This window comes from Tritonibacter sp. AK171, assembly GCF_030127025.1.
GTDB lineage: Bacteria > Pseudomonadota > Alphaproteobacteria > Rhodobacterales > Rhodobacteraceae > Epibacterium > Epibacterium mobile.
Genome location: NZ_CP126134.1, coordinates 240,915 through 257,835, shown reverse-complemented (window position 1 = coordinate 257,835; position 16,921 = coordinate 240,915). Strand labels below are relative to the sequence as shown.

General features: G+C 61.1%; 18 protein-coding genes. 9 read left to right on the top strand and 9 right to left on the bottom strand.

The genetic code is table 11. From position 1 onward, the window contains the following. Window positions 1-154 precede the first annotated feature (154 nt). The 5 genes from yidC (at window position 155) to QNI81_RS01240 (ending at window position 5,231) form a co-directional block, all read left to right on the top strand. Window positions 155-1,990 (top strand): membrane protein insertase YidC, encoded by a 1,836-nt coding sequence (gene yidC, locus QNI81_RS01260; RefSeq protein ID WP_046002749.1) that lies wholly within the window; start codon window positions 155-157, stop codon window positions 1,988-1,990. Then, the gene (locus tag QNI81_RS01255; protein ID WP_283967094.1) at window positions 1,987-2,724 is read left to right on the top strand and encodes an MOSC domain-containing protein; all 738 of its coding nucleotides are present in this window, start codon (window positions 1,987-1,989) and stop codon (window positions 2,722-2,724) included. The genes yidC and QNI81_RS01255 overlap by 4 nt, the downstream gene beginning before the upstream one ends. Beyond that, window positions 2,724-3,374: a ribosome biogenesis GTP-binding protein YihA/YsxC gene (gene yihA, locus QNI81_RS01250; protein ID WP_005635897.1), complete on the top strand. Its 651-nt coding sequence runs from the start codon at window positions 2,724-2,726 to the stop codon at window positions 3,372-3,374. Before QNI81_RS01255 ends, yihA begins: the two co-directional genes overlap by 1 nt. A 16-nt stretch (window positions 3,375-3,390) precedes the next feature. After that, window positions 3,391-3,750, top strand: coding sequence for a DUF2946 family protein (locus QNI81_RS01245; RefSeq protein ID WP_283967093.1), 360 nt, complete (start codon window positions 3,391-3,393; stop codon window positions 3,748-3,750). Window positions 3,751-3,818: 68 nt separating this feature from the next. Further along, complete coding sequence (locus QNI81_RS01240; protein WP_283967092.1) at window positions 3,819-5,231, top strand: PepSY-associated TM helix domain-containing protein; 1,413 nt, start codon at window positions 3,819-3,821, stop codon at window positions 5,229-5,231. A gap of 46 nt (window positions 5,232-5,277) precedes the next feature. Here the strand turns inward: QNI81_RS01240 and QNI81_RS01235 are convergent, their stop codons facing one another. Continuing rightward, window positions 5,278-6,009 carry an SDR family NAD(P)-dependent oxidoreductase gene (locus QNI81_RS01235; RefSeq protein WP_065334421.1) on the bottom strand — a complete coding sequence of 244 codons (732 nt, stop codon included), beginning with the start codon at window positions 6,007-6,009 and terminating at the stop codon, window positions 5,278-5,280. A 171-nt stretch (window positions 6,010-6,180) separates the two neighbouring features. On the opposite strand from QNI81_RS01235, the gene argB reads away from it, so the two are divergent. From argB to QNI81_RS01215, 4 genes are all read left to right on the top strand, one after another. Beyond that, the gene (gene argB, locus QNI81_RS01230; RefSeq protein WP_046002741.1) at window positions 6,181-7,041 is read left to right on the top strand and encodes an acetylglutamate kinase; all 861 of its coding nucleotides are present in this window, start codon (window positions 6,181-6,183) and stop codon (window positions 7,039-7,041) included. Between the two features lie 69 nt (window positions 7,042-7,110). After that, window positions 7,111-7,806 (top strand): ferredoxin, encoded by a 696-nt coding sequence (locus QNI81_RS01225; RefSeq protein ID WP_283967091.1) that lies wholly within the window; start codon window positions 7,111-7,113, stop codon window positions 7,804-7,806. Next, entirely contained in the window at window positions 7,803-8,300 is a 498-nt protein-coding gene (locus tag QNI81_RS01220; RefSeq protein ID WP_009176851.1) for a SixA phosphatase family protein, read from the top strand. The genes QNI81_RS01225 and QNI81_RS01220 overlap by 4 nt, the downstream gene beginning before the upstream one ends. A 216-nt stretch (window positions 8,301-8,516) precedes the next feature. Next, on the top strand, window positions 8,517-8,942 hold the full coding sequence (locus QNI81_RS01215; RefSeq protein WP_283967090.1) for a GNAT family N-acetyltransferase: 426 nt from the start codon (window positions 8,517-8,519) through the stop codon (window positions 8,940-8,942). Between the two features lie 236 nt (window positions 8,943-9,178). Here the strand turns inward: QNI81_RS01215 and QNI81_RS01210 are convergent, their stop codons facing one another. The 8 genes from QNI81_RS01210 to crcB all read right to left on the bottom strand — a co-directional run bounded on the left by QNI81_RS01210 (window position 9,179) and on the right by crcB (window position 16,883). Beyond that, window positions 9,179-9,970 carry an amino acid ABC transporter ATP-binding protein gene (locus tag QNI81_RS01210; protein WP_065326685.1) on the bottom strand — a complete coding sequence of 264 codons (792 nt, stop codon included), beginning with the start codon at window positions 9,968-9,970 and terminating at the stop codon, window positions 9,179-9,181. 12 nt (window positions 9,971-9,982) lie between these two features. Then, window positions 9,983-11,311: an amino acid ABC transporter permease gene (locus QNI81_RS01205; protein WP_283967089.1), complete on the bottom strand. Its 1,329-nt coding sequence runs from the start codon at window positions 11,309-11,311 to the stop codon at window positions 9,983-9,985. 1 nt (window position 11,312) lies between these two features. Next, window positions 11,313-12,581 carry an amino acid ABC transporter permease gene (locus QNI81_RS01200; RefSeq protein WP_283967088.1) on the bottom strand — a complete coding sequence of 423 codons (1,269 nt, stop codon included), beginning with the start codon at window positions 12,579-12,581 and terminating at the stop codon, window positions 11,313-11,315. A 139-nt stretch (window positions 12,582-12,720) separates the two neighbouring features. After that, entirely contained in the window at window positions 12,721-13,737 is a 1,017-nt protein-coding gene (locus QNI81_RS01195) for an amino acid ABC transporter substrate-binding protein (RefSeq protein ID WP_065322993.1), read from the bottom strand. A 310-nt stretch (window positions 13,738-14,047) separates the two neighbouring features. Further along, complete coding sequence (locus QNI81_RS01190; protein WP_283967087.1) at window positions 14,048-14,752, bottom strand: ATP12 family chaperone protein; 705 nt, start codon at window positions 14,750-14,752, stop codon at window positions 14,048-14,050. 42 nt (window positions 14,753-14,794) lie between these two features. Beyond that, window positions 14,795-15,463 carry an HAD-IA family hydrolase gene (locus tag QNI81_RS01185; protein ID WP_283967086.1) on the bottom strand — a complete coding sequence of 223 codons (669 nt, stop codon included), beginning with the start codon at window positions 15,461-15,463 and terminating at the stop codon, window positions 14,795-14,797. After that, window positions 15,460-16,506: an RluA family pseudouridine synthase gene (locus tag QNI81_RS01180; protein WP_283967085.1), complete on the bottom strand. Its 1,047-nt coding sequence runs from the start codon at window positions 16,504-16,506 to the stop codon at window positions 15,460-15,462. Before QNI81_RS01180 ends, QNI81_RS01185 begins: the two co-directional genes overlap by 4 nt. Next, window positions 16,503-16,883 carry a fluoride efflux transporter CrcB gene (gene crcB, locus QNI81_RS01175; protein ID WP_283967084.1) on the bottom strand — a complete coding sequence of 127 codons (381 nt, stop codon included), beginning with the start codon at window positions 16,881-16,883 and terminating at the stop codon, window positions 16,503-16,505. The genes QNI81_RS01180 and crcB overlap by 4 nt, the downstream gene beginning before the upstream one ends. Window positions 16,884-16,921: the final 38 nt, after the last annotated feature.

Genomic DNA, 16,921 nt, shown 5'->3' with positions numbered 1-16,921 from the left:
TGCATCCACTCTGATACGACTTGCCGCACCAAAGCCAATGTTTTTGGGGATTCCGCCCCTTGCGCGCACTACGATCCCCGGATTTCCCTTGACCTTCTGGACCGACCTCTGTTGAACCACACCCTGACTTTGCATGCATGAGGTGGCTGTCCAGATGGACGATCAGAACAAGAATCTATTGCTCGCAACCGCTCTGAGTTTCCTAGTGATCCTCGGCTGGTACTTCTTCTTCCCGCCCCCGGAAGAGGCCCCGCAGCCAGCGGCACAAGTCACCGAAACCACCGCGACACCGGGCGACACCTCTGGCCCTGCGGCCGCGCCCAGTGCCGGTGAAGCAACCGCTGAGGCTGACGCGGCCGCCACCGCCGAGGTTGACGCAGCCGAGGACGCCCCGCGCCTGGCGATCAACACGCCGCGGGTTGAGGGCTCCATCTCGCTCAAAGGTGGACGTATCGATGATCTGCGCCTCAAGGATTACCGCGAAACGCTGGACGACGATTCGCCCATCGTGACGCTGCTGTCCCCCGCCGGTCAGGCCAACGCCTATTATGCGCTCTATGGTTGGGCGCCGGGCACGGGCCTCGGAATTGAGGACGTCCCCACTGCCAACACCCGCTGGCAGGCGGCAGATGGCGCAACGCTGACGCCCGAAACCCCGGTGACCCTCACGTGGGACAACGGCAAGGGGCTGACCTTCTCGCGCGAGATCGCCATCGACGAGGACTATATGTTCTCGATCACCCAGTCGGTCACCAATACGTCTGGCGAAAGCGTCGCACTCGCGCCCTACGGCACCTTGGCCCGCCACGGCCTGCCTGCAAATCTTGAGAATTTCTTCGTCCTGCACGAAGGCGTCGTTGGCATGGCCGATGGGGAACTGGCCGAAATCGACTATGACGACATGACCGATTTCGACCCCGATCCGCGCGATGGTTCGCGCTCTCAGATCACTTCCGTCACTGAAAACGGCTGGATCGGTTTCACGGGCCACTACTGGATGTCGACGCTGATCCCCGCACCGGGCGACGCATTCCGCTCTATCGTAAAATACGACGAGCGCCGCGACATCTACCAAACCGACGTTGTATTGCCGACCGTAACCCTCGCCGCGGGCGAGAGCACCTCGGCCAGCACCCAGCTTTTTGCCGGTGCAAAAGAATGGGCCACCATCCGCGAATACGAACGTGGCGGCATCGCAGGTTTCCTCGACTCGATCGATTGGGGCTGGTTCTTCTTCTTCACCAAACCGATCTTTGCTGTGCTGCATTGGCTAAATGCCGCCATCGGCAACATGGGTGTCGCGATCATCGCGCTCACTTTCCTGTTGAAAATCCTCGTCTTCCCGCTGGCCTATAAATCCTACGCCTCCATGGCGCGGATGAAGGAACTGCAGCCTGAGATGGAAAAACTGCGTGAACGCGCAGGCGATGACCGTCAGAAGATGCAAAAGGAGATGATGGAGCTTTATAAGCGCGAAAAGGTGAACCCGGCTGCGGGCTGTCTGCCGATCCTGATCCAGATCCCGATCTTCTTCTCGCTCTACAAGGTGATCTTCGTCACGCTGGAACTGCGCCATTCGGCCTTCTTTGGCCCGTTCCAAGACCTCTCCGCACCCGATCCGACCTCGCTCTATAACCTCTTTGGCCTACTGCCATGGGGTGCGCCTGCGCCGGATTCGATCCTTGCGCTGGTCTTTATCGGCATCCTGCCAATCCTGCTCGGTATCTCCATGTGGCTGCAGCAGAAGCTGAACCCGGCCCCCGCCGATGAGACCCAGAAGATGATTTTCGCGTGGATGCCTTGGGTCTTCATGTTCATGCTGGGTGGTTTTGCCTCGGGCCTCGTGGTCTACTGGATCACCAACAACGTGATCACCTTTACCCAGCAATACCTGATCATGCGTTCGCACGGCTACACGCCGGATGTGTTCGGCAATATCAAGTCGAGCTTCAAACGCGGTGAAAAAGCCGAGAAGGCCGATAAAAAATGACAGCAACTGTCAAACAAATGTGGCGGCACCCGATCAAAGGGATCGGGGCCGAACCACTGACAGAGGTCCGCTTGGAAACAGGCGGGCCTATGCCTTTGGATCGGGCCTGGGCGGTGCTGACCGGCACATCCGAGGATACCGGCGCGTGGCAGCCCTGCCGGAACTTTGCCCGTGGCTGTTTCGGCCCCGAGCTGATGGCGATCACCTCCGAGTGTAACGGCGATCAGGTCACTCTGCGCCATCCCAAACAAGGCGAGATCACCCTTGATCCGGCCACCGATGGTGCGCGGCTTCTGGACTGGCTGTTGCCGATCTACCCGGCCGAGCGTCCCCAGCCCCACAGCCTGATCAAGGCCCCTGCAGGCGGCATGGCGGATGCGAAATTCTCTGCCGTCTCGATCCTGTCGCTGACCTCGCTAAAGGCGCTGGGTGATGCCTTGGAACAAGACCTCGACCCGCGCCGTTTCCGTGGCAATCTCTGGATCGACGGCACCGCCCCTTTTGAAGAATTCGACTGGGTGGGACGGGAGCTGAAAATCGGCTCCACCCGGCTGGAAGTGGTGGATCGCATCACCCGCTGCCGCGCCACCGAGACCAACCCCGACACCGGCGAACGCGATGCCAACACGCTGAAGGCACTGCGCGCGCATTGGGGCCACACCGATTTTGGCATCCGCGCCAAAGTCCTGAGCGGTGGCGACATCGCGCTCTCCGACAGCCTAGAGGTTCTGTGATGCAGCTTCCCTTCCCCCTCGCCGAAGATCCCGAAGCAGTGGCCGCAGAAACCGGGCGCAAGCTCTTTGCCGGCCAGTCCGAATTCCTCAAGGGCGTGGTGGCCATGTCCGGCCTGCCCCCAGCGGATCGGATCGAGGTCTGCTTTGCCGGGCGCTCCAACGTGGGGAAATCCTCGCTGATCAACGCGCTCACGGGCACCAAGGGGTTGGCGCGCGCCTCAAACACGCCGGGGCGCACGCAGGAGATCAACTTCTTCACCCAAGGGCCCGAGCTCTATCTCGTTGACTTGCCCGGCTATGGCTACGCCAATGCGCCGCTGGCGGTGGTGGAAAAATGGCAGCGCCTGCTGAAACAGTATCTCTCCGGTCGCCAGACCCTGCGCCGCGCCTTTGTGCTGATCGACACCCGCCATGGTGTCAAAAAGGTCGACGAGGAGATCATGAAGCTTCTGGATAGCGCCGCCGTGACCTTTCAGGTGGTGATGACCAAGGCCGACAAGGTGAAGGAGAAAGACCGCGCCAAGATCCTCGATCAGGTGCGCGACGCGCTCTCCAAACACCCCGCCGCCTACCCCGAGATCGTGCTGACCTCGTCGGAAAAAGGCGACGGCATCGCCACGTTGCGCTCCATCATCGCGCATCTGGACTAAGCCGCTGCGCCGCCTCATGCCATATCTGGGCCTGCTGGCCATCCTGATCGCCGGGTTGATCCCGGCGGGCTGGATGCCGGTGACGGCGCATGATGGCAAGGTGCTGCTGGTGCTTTGTACGGGCAACGGCCCGGAGGAACGTTGGGTCGACCTCGATGAGGGAACGCCCGCGCACGACGAACACGAAGAGGACGAAAGCGCCAGCCGCAATTGTCCCCTCGCCGCCCAGCCGCAGCTCGCGGCCCATACGGCCACGCAACTGCCTCTGCCCCTGATGGGGCCAGAGCGTGACCTGTGGTATCGCGCCCCCTTCACCCATCACAGCGCCGGGTTTCACTGGCGCTATGATGCCCGCGGCCCGCCCGCTCTCTCCTGATCCTTCGCAAAATCACCCTGATTGCACCGCGCTTTGACGCGGCTTTACTGGTATGGAGAACTCCCACAATGGCACTCAGCCAAACCGCTGGCGCGGATAGCCGTCCCGCCACCCCGAATCTGTCGCAAAAATTCTATTTCGCCGCATGGCGCTGGCATTTCTATGCGGGCCTCTACGTCATTCCATTTCTCATCATGCTGGCCGTCACCGGCCTTGCGATGATGTATATTTCGATCTTTGACGGGCGCGATGGTGAATATGTTGCCGTGCCCGTCGGCGCATTGGTGCAGCCCATCGAGGCCCAGACCCAAGCGGCCGTGGACGCCATTCCCGGCGCCACGCGTGTTGAATGGATCGGCCCCAAGGCCGCAGATCGCGCCGCCGTGGTGCGCGTCGCCACCGAGGGCGGCATGCGTATGGTCGCCGTTGATCCCTACACCGCCGAGGTTGTGGAGACATGGGACCGCCGCGCGGGCTGGTATGACTTCCTCTCTGACATTCACGGCACATTGCTGATCGGCGACACCGGTGATCGCCTCATCGAGATCGCCGCAGGTCTCGCCATCGTTTTGGTGCTCACCGGGCTTTATCTGTGGTGGCCCCGCGGCGACTGGACCTCTGCCTTTGTGCCGCGCCTGCGCGCCAAGGGCCGCGCCCTGTGGAAGAGCCTTCATGCGGTGATCGGCGTCTATATCTCGCTTATTCTGGTGGTGTTTCTGGTGTCCGGCCTGTCCTGGGCCGGGATCTGGGGCGAGCGTTTTGTGCAGGCCTGGTCCACCTTCCCGGCGCAGAAATGGGAGGCCGTGCCGCTCTCGGACAGCACCCACGCAGACCACATGAACCACGGCGCCATGAAGGACACGCCTTGGGCACTGGAGCAGACCCCGATGCCCGAATCCGGCTCTGACGCCGGGATCACGGGCCTGCCCGAAGGCAGTGCTGTGACCGGTGACAGCATCTACGCGCTGGCACGCACGCTGGGCTACGAGGGCCGTTTTCGCATCGTGTTTCCCGGTAGTGACACCGGCGTCTACACGATCAACCAAGACAGCATGAGCAACGACAGCGCCTGCCCGACGTGCGACCGCACCGTCCATGTCGATCAGTTCACCGGCAAGATCCTCGCCGATGTGAAATTCTCCGACTACTCACTGGCCGGGAAGTCCATGGCGGTGGGCATTGCCTTTCACGAGGGCGACATGGGGCTTTGGAACATCGTGCTGAACACGGTGTTCTGCCTCTCGGTGATCTTCGTCTGTGTGTCGGGCGTGGTGATGTGGCTCAAACGGCGCCCCTCGCGCGCAGGCCGTCTTGCCGCGCCGCCAGTGCCGCAGGATCTGCCGTTCTGGAAAGGCGCTGTGCTAATCGGGCTCTTTGCCTCATTGGCCTTCCCGCTGGTGGGTCTGACGCTCTTGGCGGTGCTGGCACTGGATGTGTTGATCCTGTCGAACCTGCCCCGCCTCAAGCGCGTGGTCAGCTGACCCTCGGCCCGGCTTTGCGCGCAAGGCCGGGCCAATCCCGCTCCGCTCAGACGTGCTGCGCGCCGTTCACCTCGATCTCGGTGCCGGAAATATAGCTGCTCTGTTCGGAGCACAGGAAATAGATCGCATCCGCCACTTCAGAGGGCTGACCCAGCCTGCGCAGCGGCAGTTTTTCCACGATCTTGTCGGTGCCGGGGCTGAGGATCGAGGTCTCCACCTCACCCGGCGCAATCGCATTGACCCGCACGCCCATCGGCCCGAAGTCATGCGCCATCTCGCGCGTCAGCGCCGCTAAAGCCGCCTTGGAGGTCGCATAGGCCGCGCCCGCAAAAGGATGCACCCGGCTGCCCGCAATCGAGGTCACATTGACCACCGCGCCCTTGGCGGCCGCCAGTTCCTCGCGCAGGCCCCGCGCCAGCACAACGGAGGCAAAGAAATTGACGTGAAACACCTTGGCCCAGTCCATCAGATCGGTGTTGAGCGTGCTCAGGCGTTCGCCATCGGGTCCCTTGGGCGAGATCCCGGCGTTGTTCACCAGCGCATCCAGCTTGCCATCCTCCAGCCGTTCCTGAATGATGCCAACCGCGTTGATGGTATCTGAGGGATCCGACAGATCCAGCTGCACGTGGTTTTCCTCGCCCCCACCCCAAGGGCATTCCTTTGGGAAAGGCTGGCGCGAACAGGTAATCACCCGCCAGCCCTCGGCATTGAACCGGCGCACGGTGGCATGACCGATGCCCCGGCTGGCTCCGGTCAAAAGCAGGGTTTTACGACGCATGGGATGTCCTCTCGCGGGTGATGCTGCGCCTGCAACAGTAGCATTCGGCGCGGCAACGGCAATGGGATGCGTGGCTGTCAGGCCAGATCATCCTTGGCAGGGGCTGCGGAAATGCGTAACACCTCAGTGACACCCCGCTCCGGTGCGCCGGGGCCTCAGGACCTGACAGCGATGAAGACCCGAGACATGAACCGCGACTGGATTGCCACTGCTGAAACCCTCTCAAGCGCCCTGCCCTACCTGCAGCGCTATGACGACGCCATCGTGGTGATCAAACTTGGCGGACACGCCATGGGCAGCGACGAGGGCATGGAGAGCTTTGCCCGTGATGTGGTGCTCTTGCGTCAGGTGGGGGTAAACCCGGTGATCGTGCATGGCGGCGGGCCGATGATTAATTCGCTGCTCGATAAATTGCAGATCAAATCCGAATTTGTGAACGGCAAGCGTGTGACCGATGCGGCCACCATGGAAGTGGTGGAGATGGTGCTCTCCGGCATGGTCAACAAACGCATCGTGCAGGCGATCAACGCCCAAGGCGGCAAGGGTATCGGTCTTTCCGGCAAGGACGCCAACCTGATCACCTGCGAGATGACCGATCCGGCCCTTGGCTTTGTCGGCACCCCCTCAGAGGTGAACGCCGACATGCTGAAGAACCTCTTTGAAAAAGAGTTCATTCCCGTAATCGCCCCCATCGGTGCAGGCCGCGCGGGCGAGACGTTCAACATCAACGGCGACACCGCCGCCGGTGCCGTCGCCGCCGCGCTCAAGGCCGACCGGCTTTTGCTGCTGACGGATGTGGCGGGTGTCAAAAATGCCGAGGGCGTGGTGGTCACCGAACTCAAAGCCGCCGATGTCGAGGCCATGACCGCAGCAGGCGTGATTGCAGGTGGTATGATCCCCAAAACCGAGACCGCGCTGACAGCCGTCCGCGGCGGCGTGCGCGCTTGTACCATCGTCGATGGCCGCGTGCCCAATGCAGTGCTGCTGGAACTGTTCACCGATCACGGCGCAGGCTCGATGATCCGCAGCTGATCGCACAGATCACGAAGGTCGCGTAACGCGCGACTTGTCAGCACGCCCGCTTCGGGCTTTGCTGGCGCTATGGTCGCAAATGATCCCCACGCACTGACCGATGACCGCTATGGGCAGCTTGATGTGGCCCTCGCGCCTTATGGTCTGATGATTTACGGCGGCATTCACCCTAGACGTGTGCCCGTCCCCGAATACGACAGCGGCACACTGATCCTCATCGGCACCGCTCCGGCGTTTTGGGACCGCCTCCGCGCGGCACCAGAGGGACGCGACCAAGACCCCGATCCGGTGGATCGCTATTCCCTGCGCGTGCTCGGCTCCATCGCTCGCAAGCACCAGGCGCAGGCCGTGAAATTCCCCTTTGATGGTCCACCCTACGCGCCATTTATCGCTTGGGCGTTGGCCTCCGGGCGCGCTTTCACATCTCCGTCGCAGATGCTGGTGCATGATGAGGTTGGCATGCTGATTTCCTACCGCGGAGCACTCCACTTTGACGAGACTTTCACGATCCCACCACCCAAATACCAACACTCCCCCTGCAAGACCTGCGCGACGCGGCCTTGCCTCTCTGCCTGTCCCGTACACGCGTTGGTTGACGAAGGCCCCTATAAGCTGGCAGCCTGTCACGACCACCTCGACACAGCACAGGGGGCGGAGTGCATGGCATCGGGCTGTATCGCGCGCCGAGCCTGCCCGCTCAGTGACGGTGCCGGGCGCCCGCCTGCGCAAACTGCCCACCACATGAGATATTTTCACCGCCCATGACCTGCACCCTGTATCTGACCCGCCATGCCAAATCCGCCTGGAACACCGACGCCCCGAGCGACCACGCACGCCCCTTGAACAAACGCGGTCGCCGCTCTGCCGCGGCCTTGGGCGCCTGGGTGCGCGAGCAAGAGGTCCAGCCCCTACAAGTTCTGTCGTCATCGTCGCAACGCACCCGTGAAACCTATGACCTGATGGAGCTTACGGCACCGGCGAGTTTTACGGAGCGTCTCTATCACGCGACGCCCGAAATCATCCATGATGTGCTGCACGAGGCAACACAGCCGCAGGTGCTTTTGCTCGGTCATAACCCCGGCCTGATGGAATTTGCCCATGAGATCGTGAAACACCCTCCGCCCCATTCGCGGTTCGACGACTACCCGACAGGGGCCACATTGATCGTGGAGTTTGACATTGCGCATTGGGCCGAAATGCAACCCACCAGTGGCCGGGTGATTGATTTCGTGGTCCCGCGCGAGCTTTTGGGCGAATAATCCTTCTGTTCTGAATAGTTGCATGGACCCGACGCGCAGGTTATCAAAGACCACCGACATAGGAGTTTTGATGTCCCGTTGATGCCGGTGCCAAGGCACCAGTACCGCAAGAACCAAAAATGCGAAGGCAGCCCATCCGACTGCCGCTTTTGACTTGCGCAATAGAAACATCAAATTCGTCGCCTGCAGGCGACTCTAAACGGGATACCCCTGACAATGATCAGACCCTATTCTCCGTCGGACAAACCGGCGGTTCTTCATATCTGGCGCGAAGCCAGTGCCATCGCGCATCCCTTCCTGAGCGCGGCCTTGGTCGCACAGGCCGAAGCCATGATCCGTGACCAGTTTCTCGACCTCGCGGAAACCTGGATGATTGACGCAGATAACACGCCCGCAGGCTTTATCGCCCTGCTCGGCAATGAAGTCGGCGGCCTTTTTGTACTGCCCTCGCATCAAGGCAAAGGGTACGGACGCGCGTTGCTGGATCACGCGCTGCACACCCGCACAGAACTGGAACTCTGCGTCTTTGCGGCCAACCACCGGGCACGCGGTTTCTACAAGGCCAATGGTTTTCAGGCCGGGGAAAAACGGCTCAACAGCTTCTTCGATCAACCTGAAATCGTGATGCATCTTTCACGCTAACAACACGCAAACGGGCGGGTGAGCGCTCCCGCCCGTCTCCCTCGCATTAAAATGCGATATCGCCCGTTGGGCCGGGCGCGCCGCTGACGCGGCGCGATCCCGCTCTGCCTTCAGCTTTTTCCAAATATCTCGGGGGTCGGGCCCGCAGGGCGCGTATGGGGGCAGCGCCCCCTCATGCCCAAAACATGCGAAAAGGCCGGGCATCGCCCGGCCTTTTCTCAATTTAACAACAGATCTCAGTGACCGAGGATCTGGCTGAGGAACAGTTTGGTACGTTCGCTCTGCGGGTTGTTGAAGAACTCTTCCGGCTCGTTTTGCTCCACGATCTGACCGGCATCCATAAAGATCACCCGGTTCGCCACCTGACGGGCAAAGCCCATCTCATGCGTCACACAGAGCATCGTCATGCCTTCTTCGGCGAGCTCGATCATCGTGTCGAGCACCTCCTTGATCATCTCCGGATCTAGCGCCGAGGTCGGCTCGTCAAACAGCATGATCCGCGGCATCATGCACAAGCTCCGTGCAATCGCCACCCGCTGCTGCTGACCGCCCGACAACTGGCCCGGATACTTTAGCGCCTGATCGGGGATCTTCACCTTCTCGAGGAAATGCATCGCGCGCTCTTCGGCCTCTTTCTTGGGCGTCTTGCGCACCCAGATCGGGGCCAGCGTGCAGTTTTCCAGAATGGTCAGATGCGGGAACAGGTTGAAGTGCTGAAACACCATACCAACCTCGGAGCGGATCTTGTCGATGTTCTTGAGATCATTCGACAGTTCCGTGCCATCCACCAAGATCTTGCCCGCCTGATGCTCTTCGAGCGCATTGAGACAGCGGATCAGGGTGGATTTGCCGGAGCCCGAAGGCCCCGCGATGACGATACGTTCGCCTTGGTTCACCGTCAGGTTGATGTCGCGCAGCACGTGAAACGCGCCGTACCACTTGTTCATATCGGTGATCTGGATGGCGACCTCATCCGAGACTTTCATCTTGGAGCGGTCGATTTCTCGGTCGAGAGCAAGTTCAGACATATGTTGAACTCCTTAACGGTGGCCAGTCTGGAGTTTGCGCTCCAGATACATGGAATAGCGGGACATGCCGAAGCAGAAGACGAAGAACAGCAGCGCGATGAAGCCGTAAAGCTCCCACACAAGACCATTCCAGTCCGCATCAGCACGGATGGCGTTTGTCAGGTTCAGCGGGTCAAACAAACCGATGACCGACACAAGGGTGGTGTCCTTGAAAACGCCGATGAAGGTGGAGACGATGCCCGGAATGGAGATCTTCAACGCCTGCGGCATGATGATCAGCCGCTGCGCCTGCCAGTAGTTGAGGCCAAGACTATCGGCCCCCTCATACTGACCTTTTGGCAGCGCCGCGAGACCGCCCCGGATCACCTCGGCCATATAGGCGGAGGCAAAGAGCGTCACCATGATGAAGACCCGCATGATGATGTCAAAGTTGGTCCCCGGGGGCATGAAGATGTTCAAAAGCGTCGAGGCCACGAACAACAGTGTGATCAACGGCACGCCTCGAATGAACTCGATAAAGCCCACGCAGAGCGTCTTCACGATCAACAGATCCGACTGACGTCCCAGTGCCAGCACGATCCCGATCGGCAGCGACAGGCCGATGGCCACAACGCCGATGGTGATCGACAGCATGAAGCCCCCGAACTGACGCGATTCCACCGATTCCAATGCCAGTGGGACCACTGAGGCCAGCGCCGATGAAAACAGCGAGGCGACAAACAGCCACCACACAAATGCAGCGACAACACCGACGATCAGGCCGATCAGCTCCGATGCGCTCTGAGCGAGCGCTTTATAGACCACGTAGCCCAGCACAAACCCAAGTGCAGCAGACACCGGCGTCCACACGGTGCCACCCCACAACAGCCAAGGCATCAGGAACGGATAAACTGCGGTGAAGTAGATCAGCTTGGCCGGGACCTTGTCGGAAAACAGCACCGGCGCCAGCGCGACGAACAGCAACACAAAGGCCAGAACCGGACGCCAGCGCAGGTCAGCCGTCCCTTCCTCGTACCCATTGGGATAAAAGCCAAACAACAGCTGTGGCCAGCGTTCGGCAATCACGCCCCAGCACGCCCCAGCGTTGTGGCCGCTGCGCCCCAGCTCTTCAAAGATCACGCGGCATTCTGGCAGCGAGGTGGCGGACCATGTCGGCACCCATGCCCAACCAATCAATCCGATCAGGATTTTGATCACGAAGTACAACGACACCACTGTCAGGATCGAGTTGAACCAACCGGAGAACAGATTGGCGCGTGCCCATCCGACCACGCCAACTTCGCTGGCTGGCGGATCTTTGGGTGGCAGCATCTCCGTGCGAACGAAAGAAATGTCACTCATATTACCGCTCCACCAGTTTGACGCGATTGTTGTACCAGTTCATGGCGCTGGAAATCAGCAGGCTGATCGTGAGGTACACGAGCATGCCCAAGAGAACGGTTTCCAACTCCCGTCCGGTCTGGTTCATGGTGATCCCCATCAATGTCCCGGTCAGATCCATGTAGCCCACGGCAATGGCGAGCGAGGAGTTCTTCGTCAGGTTCAGATAGTTGGAGATCAGCGGCGGAATGATAACGCGCAACGCCTGCGGCAGAACCACGAGGTTCATGATCCGCTTGGGGCGCAGACCCAGGGCCGCAGCCGCTTCTGTCTGACCTTTGGAGATTGCGAGAATACCGGAGCGCACGATCTCGGCGATGAAGGCTGCCGTATAGAGCGACAAGGCCAACCACAGCGCAATCAAGGAGTTGCGCAGATGGGTCCCGCCCGAGAAGTTAAACCCTTTCAGCGCCGGGTAACCAAGGTGGAAGCCCAGCACCAACATCAAGAGTGCGGATGGAACGATCACAACCGCTGCGCGGATGTGCCAGATCGTTGGCCGCCGCCCAGTGGATTCCTGCAGCGCGTCAGCCCATTTGCGAATGCGCGTGGAAGCATAGAGGCTGCCGCCAAGCACGATCAAAAAGGCCATCAGATCAAGCGAGACATCAAAGCGCAGCGCTGAATCGCCGAACACATGCACGTTGCCAAGCGAGTTGTGAAACAGCGGCTCTGGCACATAGACACCGCGATTGGTCACGGCAACGCTGTCAAAGACGCTCATCGTGGCTTCGGGAGTGTCCCCCCTAAAGGCGCGAGGCGCAGGCAGTGTCTCGATCAGGATCGCCATGATGAAAACGATCCACAAAAGCACCGGCACGTTGCGGAACATTTCGACGTAGATGGTCATCAAACGGGCGACAAGCCAGTTCGACGACAGCCGCAAGACGCCGATGATCACGCCAAGGATGGTTGCAGTGATACAGCCAAGAACGGCCACAACCAGCGTGTTCAGCAGGCCAATCAACGACGCCCGCATGTGGCTGTCTTGATTGTCATAATCCAGAAGCCGCTGGTTGATGTCATAGCCCGCTGGCTCTGACAGGAAGCTAAAACTGGGTTCTTTACCCAGATCCGTGAGGTTGTGAACGGTGTTGCTGATGATTGATCCGATAAGGATCATAAACCCGATCATGGCAACCACCTGAATGGTCGCGGAGCGATAGCGGGTGTCGTAAATCAGCATCGACAGCCGAAAACTCTCTTTCGGCGGGTCAGTCAAAGTCGACATATATAGGGATCCCCGAGGCCTGCAGTTCCAATCCTCCCGGCGAGGTTCATCCTCACTCTGTGACTGGCCGCAGATTTCGTTATTCTTTACTGGGAAGAAGGGCGCGAGGAGAACCTCACGCCCTTTCCGGTTTCAAAACTTAACGGAACGGCGGTGCGTAAAGCAGGCCACCATCGGTCCACTGGGCGTTCAGGCCACGGGCCAGACCGACCGGAGTGTCCTCACCAATGGTCTTGGCAAAGATCTCACCGTAGTTACCACCAGCGGCCAGCGCTTTTTGGGCCCAGTCAGCGTCCAGACCGAGCATCTCGCCGAGGTTGCCCTCGGTGCCCAGCAGACGGTTGATTTCCGGGTTGTCGGTGCCAGCTGCTTTTTCGGACATGTTCGCGGAGGTGATGCCCAGCTCTTCAGCTGCGACCAGCGCGTTCAGGGTCCAGCGCACCACGTCGCCCCACTCGTTGTCGCCGTGACGGACCAGCGGGCCGAGCGGCTCTTTGGAGATGATCTCCGGCAGGATCACGTGGTTGGACGGATCGTCAAAGGTCGCGCGGGTTGCCGCCAGACCGGATGCGTCGGTGGTGTAGACGTCGCAAGCCCCCGCCAGATACTGCTGGCGCGCTTCTGCGTTGGTCTCGATCGGAACCGGCTCATAGGAGATGTTGTTGGCACGGAAGAAGTCCGCGAGGTTCAGCTCGGTGGTGGTACCGGTCTGAATACATACGGTCGCGCCGTCCAATTCCTTGGCCGAGGACACGCCCAGCTCTTTGGGGATCATGAAGCCCTGACCATCGTAGTAGTTCACGCCGATGAATTCGAACTTCAGGTCAACGTCGCGGCTGAAGGTCCAAGTGGTGTTACGGGCCAGCACGTCAACCTCGCCAGAGGCCAGTGCGGTGAAGCGGGTCTTGCCGGTGGTCGGCACGTATTCGACCTTGCTCGGGTCACCAAGGACGGCTGCTGCCACAGCGCGGCAGACCGCGATGTCAAAGCCTTCCCACTCACCGTTGGCGTTCGGCGCAGAAAAGCCGACCAGACCGGTGGAGACCCCGCAGTTCAGTTTGTCGCGTGCCTTGACGTCGTCCAGCGTGCCGGCTGCTGCAGCACCGGCTGCGAGACCGGCCACGGTCAGCGCGCCAAAGAATACGGAATTGTTCATGTTTACCTCTTCCTGACTATCCACCTGAGTTGGTGGTTCTTTATCACCCACCCCGTCACGGTGCGGGCTGTTTGAAGCGAGGTTGGCCCCGCTTTCGAGGCTGAGTTTGGGCGGATTCATCAACGTACGTCAAGGGCAGTATCACCGAAATCAATGGGCTTTTCGCCTTGATCGGCTTGAGCTTGGTATTTTTTGGGCAATGGATTCGCGAATCATCGAACCCCTGATTCGACAAACGGCGCCCCGATTGGGACGCCGCATTGATGGGCCGCCAACCGCTGGCGACAAGCATGAATCACTCAGCCCGCGCTCAGACCCGCGCGTAAAAACCCGCAGCGTGTTCAAAGGCCTGTTTTTTCTGGGCTTCAATAGCTTGCGCCTCGTCGTCCGGGCCCCAAAGCTCCTCTTGCCAGCGCTCATCAATGCGCGAGATTTCCCAGATCTCATCCAACGAGCGCCAGCCCTCTGCGGTGGCGAACCCAAGGATCAACGAACCGGTCAGCCCCACCAGATCGTGAAACGCCGCGAGCTGAAACGGCGTCATTTGATGCACCCGTTTGCGCAGCACCTCCAATGCAGCCCCGTCTTGCGGCGCATGCAGGATGCCAGCGCGCGGTAGCAGGCGTGCGCCCAGCGCAGCCTCGGCCCAATCCAGCGCCGCATCCCAAGATTCGCTCTGACGGGCGACCAGCCCCTCGGGGCTTTCGGCGCGGTAACACAACAGATCGCTGTCGCCGTACTCCGCCAGCATATCGGCAACCTCGGCGAACTGCACCGCCACCTTGTCGATCGCCGCATTGGCCGATCGCGTGTTGGGCATCGACAGCGGATCGATCTGCTCGTCCTGCGCGTCCCACTCGGCGGCAATCGCCTCAGCCAGCGCCCGTGTCGGCACCACCAGCGCGGTTTTTGCCGGTGTTTTCACGCGCCGCCCGTCCAGCGCCACGGCAAAGCCCGCGCCGTCTTCCTCGACGCTCACCTCTTTCCAGAATCGCTTCTGTTTCCATTCACTCATCTCGGTCAGTCCTTCTTCGTCTCGGGCGTGGTCGCGGCAGGATCAGTCCGGCCAGATCCGGCGCAACAGATCCGGCAGCGCGGCAAACTCCGCCAGCATGTGATCGGCCCCCAGATGCGCAGCCGCATGGTAGCCCCAATCCACGCCGATGGTCGTCACCCCGGCGGCGCGGCCCATGTCCATGTCAAATGTGGTGTCGCCAATCATCACCGTGTCGGCAGGCGGGATGCCCGTCTCCGACATCGCCGTGAGGATCATCGACGGATGTGGTTTGGAGGGGTGATGATCGGCCACCTGACGGGTGACGAACATGCCCAGATCATGCCCCTCGATCAGCGCGTCCAAGCCGCGCTGGGATTTGCCGGTGGCCACGCCAAGGATATACTCCGGCACCGCATGCAGCGCGTCCAGCACCTCGCGGGCTCCGGGATAAAGCGGTGAATGCGCCGCTCCTTTGTGTAAACGCTCTGCCTGAAAGGCACGTTTGTAGCCCTCAACCAACGCGTCCTGAACCTGCGCGGACTGATCCGCCGCCAAACGCGTCATGGCCTGCGGCAGCGACAGCCCCACGATGGACAGGATCGCCGCACGTGAGGGAGGCACCAACCCCGCACTTGCGAAGGCCTCATTCATGCAAGACACGATCGTCCCCTGGCTGTCCACCAGGGTCCCGTCCACATCAAACAAAATGAGCTTCAGCGCAGAGGTCAAAACAGCGTCTCAAAGGGATCGTCGGCGGCCAGATCCTCGGTCCAGCCAAAGGTGTCCCAGCTCTCTTTCATATGATCCGGCAGCGCGGCTGTCACCGTCACGACCTTGCCGGTGACAGGGTGTTCGAACTGCAAACGGCGCGCGTGCAGGTGCAGTTTCTTCGAGATCAGACCGCCAATTTGCGCGCCCCACCCATCGCCGAGGTTCTCCTGACCGGAGCCGCCATATTTGCCGTCCCCAATGATCGGATGCCCCATGCCCGCCATATGCGCCCGCAGCTGGTGGGTGCGGCCCGTCACAGGCTCCATCGCGACCCAGCTGGCGCGGCTCGCCACGCGGTAGAGCGTGGCATAAAAGGTATGCGCGCGCTTGGCCCCCGGCGTGGCATCCACATCGCGCGGATCAACCGGGATCATCTTTTCCCCCTCGCCGGATTTGCCGTGCCCGGGTGCCTTCACCAGCCCGGTCTTGATCTCGCCAAGGTAGGGCGTCGGCACGCCTGCGACCAAGGCCCAGTAGATCTTGCGGGTGTTTTTGTGGCGGAAGGCTGCGGTCAGCCCCTGCGCCGCCTTGCGGTTGCGCGCCAGCACCAGCAGACCCGATGTGTCCTTGTCGAGACGATGCACCAGCCGCGGCTTGTCCTCGGCGTCAAAGCGCAGTGCTTCCGAGAGGCCATCCACGTGTTTGGTGGTGCCAGAGCCGCCCTGCACCGCCAGCCCCGCCGGTTTGTTGATCACCAGAACATCGTCGTCCTTATAGACCACGCAATCGCGAATCATCTTGGCGTCGGCATCCGAGATCTTCACCGGGCGCGCCTCGGCCGGTTTCATGTCGCTCTCGGCCAGCGGCGGCACCCGCACCACCTGTCCGGCCTCGACGCGGGTGTTGGCCTTCACACGGCCCCCGTCCAGACGCAGCTCGCCCTTGCGGCACATCTTCTCGATGCGGCCCTGGTTCACATGCGGAAAAAGCCGCCGCAACCAGCGGTCGATCCGCTGGCCGCCGTCGTCCTCGGTGACGGTGATCATCTGCACGCCGCTCATGTCAGCACTCCTCTGGCCGCCATCATGCCAAGGGCAAGGGCTGCAATGGACAGGCCTGCGGAGAGGCCAATATAAAGCGCGGCCTGCCCGAAGGCCCCGCGCTCGAACAAGGTAACCGCCTCCAGCGAGAAGGCCGAAAACGTGGTGAAACCGCCCAGAACGCCGGTCATCACAAAGGGCGACAGATGCGTCAGCCCCTTATGCGCCGCGAGTACCACAAAGGCGCCCATCAGGGCTGAACCCAGGATATTCACCCCCAACACCCCCAGCGGAAACGGGGTCGGCCCGAGCATGCGCAGCACGCCCACCCCCACGAGGTAGCGACAGCTTGCCCCAATCGCGCCGCCCAGCGCCACATTCAACACGGTTATCAACATGCCCGCTCCCTTCGCGCGAGGCGCGCTGGATGTCAAGT

Excerpts from the sequence above, each read along its gene's own strand:
- QNI81_RS01215 (WP_283967090.1), top strand. The coding sequence starts at position 8,517 with ATGATCAGACCCTATTCTCCGTCGGACAAACCGGCGGTTCTTCATATC.
- yihA (WP_005635897.1), top strand. The coding sequence starts at position 2,724 with ATGCAGCTTCCCTTCCCCCTCGCCGAAGATCCCGAAGCAGTGGCCGCA.
- argB (WP_046002741.1), top strand. The coding sequence starts at position 6,181 with ATGAAGACCCGAGACATGAACCGCGACTGGATTGCCACTGCTGAAACC.
- crcB (WP_283967084.1), bottom strand. The coding sequence starts at position 16,883 with ATGTTGATAACCGTGTTGAATGTGGCGCTGGGCGGCGCGATTGGGGCA.
- QNI81_RS01210 (WP_065326685.1), bottom strand. The coding sequence starts at position 9,970 with ATGTCTGAACTTGCTCTCGACCGAGAAATCGACCGCTCCAAGATGAAA.
- QNI81_RS01245 (WP_283967093.1), top strand. The coding sequence starts at position 3,391 with ATGCCATATCTGGGCCTGCTGGCCATCCTGATCGCCGGGTTGATCCCG.
- QNI81_RS01180 (WP_283967085.1), bottom strand. The coding sequence starts at position 16,506 with ATGAGCGGCGTGCAGATGATCACCGTCACCGAGGACGACGGCGGCCAG.
- QNI81_RS01255 (WP_283967094.1), top strand. The coding sequence starts at position 1,987 with ATGACAGCAACTGTCAAACAAATGTGGCGGCACCCGATCAAAGGGATC.
- QNI81_RS01190 (WP_283967087.1), bottom strand. The coding sequence starts at position 14,752 with ATGAGTGAATGGAAACAGAAGCGATTCTGGAAAGAGGTGAGCGTCGAG.
- QNI81_RS01195 (WP_065322993.1), bottom strand. The coding sequence starts at position 13,737 with ATGAACAATTCCGTATTCTTTGGCGCGCTGACCGTGGCCGGTCTCGCA.
- yidC (WP_046002749.1), top strand. The coding sequence starts at position 155 with ATGGACGATCAGAACAAGAATCTATTGCTCGCAACCGCTCTGAGTTTC.
- QNI81_RS01205 (WP_283967089.1), bottom strand. The coding sequence starts at position 11,311 with ATGAGTGACATTTCTTTCGTTCGCACGGAGATGCTGCCACCCAAAGAT.
- QNI81_RS01240 (WP_283967092.1), top strand. The coding sequence starts at position 3,819 with ATGGCACTCAGCCAAACCGCTGGCGCGGATAGCCGTCCCGCCACCCCG.
- QNI81_RS01200 (WP_283967088.1), bottom strand. The coding sequence starts at position 12,581 with ATGTCGACTTTGACTGACCCGCCGAAAGAGAGTTTTCGGCTGTCGATG.
- QNI81_RS01235 (WP_065334421.1), bottom strand. The coding sequence starts at position 6,009 with ATGCGTCGTAAAACCCTGCTTTTGACCGGAGCCAGCCGGGGCATCGGT.
- QNI81_RS01220 (WP_009176851.1), top strand. The coding sequence starts at position 7,803 with ATGACCTGCACCCTGTATCTGACCCGCCATGCCAAATCCGCCTGGAAC.
- QNI81_RS01225 (WP_283967091.1), top strand. The coding sequence starts at position 7,111 with ATGGTCGCAAATGATCCCCACGCACTGACCGATGACCGCTATGGGCAG.